Origin of the sequence: Morganella morganii H1r, assembly GCF_000633515.1 — a bacterium.
Lineage (GTDB): Bacteria > Pseudomonadota > Gammaproteobacteria > Enterobacterales > Enterobacteriaceae > Morganella > Morganella morganii_B.
In genome coordinates, this window is the sequence record NZ_AYMP01000076.1 from 1 (window position 1) to 5854 (window position 5854).

The following is a 5854-nucleotide window of genomic DNA, read 5'->3' on the forward strand; positions in this document are numbered from 1 at the left end:
GGAGGTAGTCCATAGATATAGTAGCTGGCTTCGGATATACCGGCTTCACGGCAGACATCTTTGACTGTCCGTCCGGCTTCGACGGATTTCAGAACGGCGATAATCTGATGTTCAGTAAATCGGGCTTTGCGCATAGCGATCTCCTCAGGATACATATCAGTATGGATGAAGATCTCTGAAAGTGAATGGGACTGAAACGGGTGTACTTACAATGGGTTAGGTGTTGATTTTGACTTGTGTTTTCTTTTTCAACCAAAGGGAAGAAAAAGCAAGGCAACTGAGCATCGCTCAGTTAGCCCTTGCTTAGGATAATTCACTCTATCTGATATAAAGCTTGGGAAAAATATCTAGTGATATTTAATATCTAAAAGAGTGGAGGGTAAAATTAAATCTTCTAAAATTAAATAAAGTTTCTAAGTATAACTGCTGTCGTTACTTAACCTTATTGCTTTAGTGTGTTTACCATATATTTTGTTGAGAATAATATGAGAATTAAATATCACTAAGGCTATTATGAGCATTGATTTTTTCAGTCGGATACCTATTTTTTACTGGAAAAAGCACTTAAAATAGAAGGGTAAAAAAATTAAAATAAAATCGATAAAGCTTAATTACTGAAAGAAAAGATGTTCTGTAGATGTTTCAGTAGGAGCATAACTAATGATAGTTTCCTTGTAAATGATTGGTCAAAAAATGAACTAAAATAGAAAATTCCACTGTATAAAATGACAGCATTATGCTATAGTATGGCAATATAATCATAGTGTCTGGAGTACAATTAGCAATGAAATTTGAAAGAGTTAATAAACCCACTGTCGTTTCGATGTTTTCAGGTTGTGGTGGCATGGATTTAGGCTTTGTTCAAGCAGGCTATGATGTTGTTTGGGCTAATGATTTTGATGCTGATGCTTGTATGACCTATAAGCGAAATATTGGTGACATCATTCATGGGGATGTTACTACTCTTGACGTTCCAGATGTCCAAAATTTGGATGTATTGACTGCTGGTTTTCCTTGTCAACCTTTCTCAAATGCAGGCTCACGAAAAGGGATAAATGATCCAAGAGGTCAATTATATAAGCAGACATTTAAATTTATTGAAAAACTATCTCCGAAAGTTGTTGTTTTTGAGAATGTTAGAGGTCTGCTGAGCACAAAAGTTGAAAATGGAAAGCTGATTGATGAGATCGTAGATACACTCACTAATTCTTTAGGATACCATGTGATGTATAGACTCGTTAATTTCAGCCATTTCGGAGTCCCGCAAAACAGGATTCGAGTAATACTAATCGCAATTAAAGATTTAGAATATTTACCATATATTTTCCCTGAAGTGGAGATGAACAAGGATCTCACTTTGGCTAAAACCTTGGCAGGTATTACTGATGAACTTCCAAACCAAAATGAGCTGATGAAACTAAATCCTCAAGCACTTCATTACGGCTCTATGATTCCAGCAGGTGGTTCTTGGAAAAATATTCCATATGAATTGTTACCAGAACGTTGGAAAAAAATTCGGGATGATATGCCTCGATACCATTATCCAAACTTTTTCAGAAGATATGACTTGCATGAAATTCAAGGCACAATTACGGCCGCATTTAAACCTGAGAATGCTGGAGTTTGGCATCCAGTAGAGGACCGAATCTATTCGGTCAGAGAGATAGCTCGTTTCCAAACTTTCCCTGACGATTTTGTTTTTGAAGGCAGAAATATAAAGTCAAAATATCAGCAAATAGGTAATGCAGTGCCTCCACTAATTGGAAGGAAAATTGCAGAGCAAATTAAAAATTACATACACAATGTAGAGCTTTCAAAAATACAAAGAACTATGATTGAAAGCACTCACCTAAATGTTAATCAGCCTATACATGTTCAAAAGGTTAGCTTAGCTCTGTTATAAAGGAATATATATGTTTTTTTCTGAAGATGTTATTAGGAAAAGTTTTGAAGGTATCAAGAAAATCGATTCTTCAAACGGAAAATCTCGTATGGAAAAAATTAGTGGCTTGAGATATCTCTTAGCTACTTCTATGCTTCTGAAAAGAACTGACCAAAATGAAATTGATATGAAAGTTGGTTCAGAATATCGTGACGAATTCATTAAAACGGTTGGGGAGGTTGTATCATTAGACTCTCAAGGATTATATACAAAAGATTTTAACTCAGAATTCGATGTAAAAAAGGATTATGGAATTGGTAGTAATTTTTACACCACCCGTTTAGCTTATAGTCGTTCACAAGTCATAAATTACCCTGGAAGACCTGCACCCCTACTCAAACTCGCATATGAAAATATAGCTATACAAGAAAATGTTAAAAATACTCTGCAAAAGTCATATAACATCGATTCTATTAAAATAGCTTTATGCGTTTGGCTTATGAGAGAGGAGGGTATCAATGTTAATGATACAAAAGCTTCAAATGACACCATACTAAAAATAATTGATTTTTATCTTAGAAGTAATTTTACTGCCGATGTCCATAAATCATTAGTTCCAGATTTGAATGATGTAAATTTGTTCTTTACTAACATAAAAAATGATTTTTTTTCTCCAAATAAGTTTGATGTTAAAGTCATTAAAGATGAGATAGTTAATGAACAAATCGAAAACAAACTGAAACTTTCTTCTGTCCAAGATGAAACACTGCTCTCAGAAAAAGATATTCTCGTTTTGGAAGACAACTTAAACGATGACGATCCTACTCTTATTATTACTCAAAAGTTATTAAGTAAGGGAGCTAAAGGCATCCTTTTCTCGGGACCTCCAGGCACAAGTAAGACTTGGTATGCTCTGAAAATAGCTTTGAAGTTAACTTCTTCAGATATGAGGCGCATTGAGAGGATTCAATTCCATCCATCATATTCATATGAGGACTTCATTGAAGGATTAGTTCCTAATGGAGCAATAAATAGTTCAGAACCTTTGTTTAAACCAAAGCATAAAATTTTCTTGGAGATTTGTAAAAAAGCCCAGGAAGATATTGATAATTCATATTTCCTTATAATTGACGAGTTTAGCCGGGGAGAACCAAGTAAAATTTTTGGCGAACTTCTTACTTATATAGAACCAGACTATAGAGACATAAGTTTTATTTTACCTTATTCTGAGGAGCATTTTTCGATACCTCAAAATATAGTAATATTTGCCACCATGAATCCATATGACCGTTCAGTTGTAGAATTGGATTCAGCTATGGAAAGGCGATTTGAAATTATTGAAATGGAGCCAAGTCAAAATATTTTGAGGTCTATACTTCAACAAAATCTCTTGTCTGGGGAAAAAATTGGTAAAATACTTCTTTTCTTTAGTAGGAGTAATGAGCTATCAACTCATGGTTTCGGCCATACTTACTTTAAAAATATAGAATCTGACGATGATTTACTTCTACTGTGGAATCATAAACTTAAGTTTATTTTTTCCAAGATGTTTAAATTCAATCCCGAAACCTATGCTGAGTTAAAGCAACTATATAAGGATATCTTAGATGAAGAATTCAAGGATGACATTAGATGATGATCATTGAAGCCAAGGAAAGAACGGAAGTAAATGTGGATATTAGTCTCATAGTTAAACATGGGTATAAACTCGACATTTATCCTGAAATAAGAAATTTTTTTAGCATTGATTATAAACCAAAAAATAATGCTCTCATCCTTTTTTCAGGTAAATATATTGGTTTGATACCTATAAATGAAAGTTTAGCAATTGATATTAAACCAAAGTTTTCAATTGGTAATATTAACCGTATGATTCTTACCTCGGGTGAATACCTTCATGCTTTGACATTTTTCAACAGGCATTATAGTGAAAGTGCGGTTGATTCTAACATCACTTTCAAATTTTTGATTGAATGTTTTATCTGGGAAATGAAAGTCCTATATGAGAATGGATTATTAAAAGACTTTATTAAGAAGAATACGATTAGTTCTAATATTAAAGGTAAGTTGAATATTTCTGATTCAATGAAAACCTTATGGGCTAAAGGGGGTTTTCACAAAGCATCTGTGGATTTTTATGAGTTCACACCTGACAATGATGTTAATAAATTCATTAAGTGTGCACTTTTTGAAAGCTTGGTTGAGCTAAGAAGAAATCATAGTGAACTAAAGAAGCTAATAAATGATAATGTTTTTTTCTTAGAAATGTTTGATGGGGTAAAAAGTTTTCAAGGATCTAATCCTCTAAATCTATATAATCCTTATAGTGATTTTGGAATTATAAGAAATTATTATAAAAACATAGTAAAATCTGCCGAGCTTATTCTTTCTAAGAAAGGGATTAGTTTTGAGCTAACCGAGGAAAACGTATTTCTTAACTCTTACTATATAGATATGGAAACAATATTTGAGAAATATTTATTTGTATTTTTGAAAGAGTATTTTTTAAATAATCACCCTGAGCTATCCATTAAAGATGGAAATACTGATGGTAAGAAAAAATTTTTTAATGCGCAAAGTATTGCCACAGGTGATGCTAAGCCTGATGTGATTATTAAAAAAGGTGATAGTACTCTTTTAATTGCAGATGCCAAATATAAAAGTAAAACAAAAGATACAGACAGATATCAAATAATAAGCCATGCCGTATCTTTTGATTGTTCAAATACGGTGCTCATATCTCCACGGCCTGACAATCATAAGGGAGCCAAAATGAGAAAGATCGGTGATGTGGGTGATGCTTTAAAAATTAATGTCTATGAATATTTTATAGACCTTTCTAACCCGGACCTTGAAAATGAAGAGTCTGAGCTTGCAAGATCTTTATTTGAACTAATTGATATTTAGTGAATTTTTTATTACAACTCTCATTTAATATGTTTAGAAAAGAATATAATCATACCTATTATAAATCCCTTCAACACCTTTGAGTTTATGGTTTAAACACCTTTCAGCGACATGTGGAGGAACAGATAGTGATGCAAGCAAACTCCGGCTTGTTCTTCTCAGATCATGAACGGTAAAATATTCGATATCACCCATAACATTTGGCGGTTGCATTTTTTTTCCCGGTTCAACACCGAACAACTTAGCAATTGCTCTGTTTAGTGTGTCTTTTCCCATATGTCTCGACTTACTTAATCTACGATTAGGGAAGACATAGTCCGATCTACAAGCTCTGATTTTAAGCTCATTCAATATCTCAATTGCAAGCTGTGATAGTGGGATGACAATCCCAACACCTGATTTACTTCTTTCCTTTGGTAAGACCCATTTTTTCTCTCTTAAATCGAATTCTGACCAAGGTGCCTCCGTGAGTTCACTCTTCCTAACTGCCAGCATAAGAAGTAGTGAACAGGCTAGATAGTTGTCACGAGAGAAACTGTCAGAGTGTTCTCTGAATATACGAAAAACATAAGAAATTTCTTCTAAACTCAATGATCTCTCTCTACTTTTTTCAACACCTCCAGCATCATTTACCCTAAATACTGTGGCGGGGTTGTACTGAACTAAGCCGAGTTTGATACCGTGGTTAAAAAGTTGCTTCATGTAGAGCAAGGCATCATTGGAGATGGTTGGTCTACCACTCGCAGTGATTTTCTGGATGATAGAACGAACATCTAAGGGGGTGACTTTGCTCAAGGCTAGTCCACCAATGGTAGGAGCTATGTCTTTACGGTAAACCCTTTCTGGTATACTTGGATACTTCAATCTTTTAACAAGATCGTTATACCAGTCTGCAAACAGATCATTCACTGTAGTCAGAGATTCTGGCCTGCTGAGTTTCCTTTCTGCAATAGGATCATCACCTGCCATAACTTTTCTACGGACATTTTCGGCAAGACTACGAGCTTCTGAGAGTGAAACTAAAGAAACCTTTCCTAATGTGATTTGGTAATCCCCCCGAAAAAC

Annotated in this window: 5 protein-coding genes; 3 read left to right on the top strand and 2 right to left on the bottom strand. The window is 34.3% G+C overall.

Translation table 11 applies throughout. From position 1 onward, the window contains the following. Window positions 1-134, bottom strand: a 134-nt coding sequence (locus tag U868_RS0122430; protein WP_025155241.1) for a transposase, incomplete at its 3' end; no start/stop codon positions are given. Between the two features lie 650 nt (window positions 135-784). Between U868_RS0122430 and U868_RS0122435 the strand changes: the two genes are divergently transcribed. The 3 genes from U868_RS0122435 to U868_RS0122445 are packed head-to-tail and all read left to right on the top strand — an operon-like array spanning window position 785 to window position 4789. After that, window positions 785-1903 (top strand): DNA cytosine methyltransferase, encoded by a 1119-nt coding sequence (locus tag U868_RS0122435; RefSeq protein WP_025155242.1) that lies wholly within the window; start codon window positions 785-787, stop codon window positions 1901-1903. A 10-nt stretch (window positions 1904-1913) separates the two neighbouring features. Next, a complete protein-coding gene (locus U868_RS0122440) occupies window positions 1914-3518 on the top strand; it encodes an McrB family protein (RefSeq protein WP_025155243.1) in 1605 nt (534 codons plus the stop codon). Next, entirely contained in the window at window positions 3515-4789 is a 1275-nt protein-coding gene (locus U868_RS0122445) for an McrC family protein (protein ID WP_025155244.1), read from the top strand. The genes U868_RS0122440 and U868_RS0122445 overlap by 4 nt, the downstream gene beginning before the upstream one ends. A 33-nt stretch (window positions 4790-4822) precedes the next feature. Here U868_RS0122445 and U868_RS0122450 read toward each other — a convergent pair whose 3' ends face one another. Continuing rightward, window positions 4823-5833 (bottom strand): tyrosine-type recombinase/integrase, encoded by a 1011-nt coding sequence (locus U868_RS0122450; protein WP_240182752.1) that lies wholly within the window; start codon window positions 5831-5833, stop codon window positions 4823-4825. Window positions 5834-5854 lie beyond the last annotated feature (21 nt).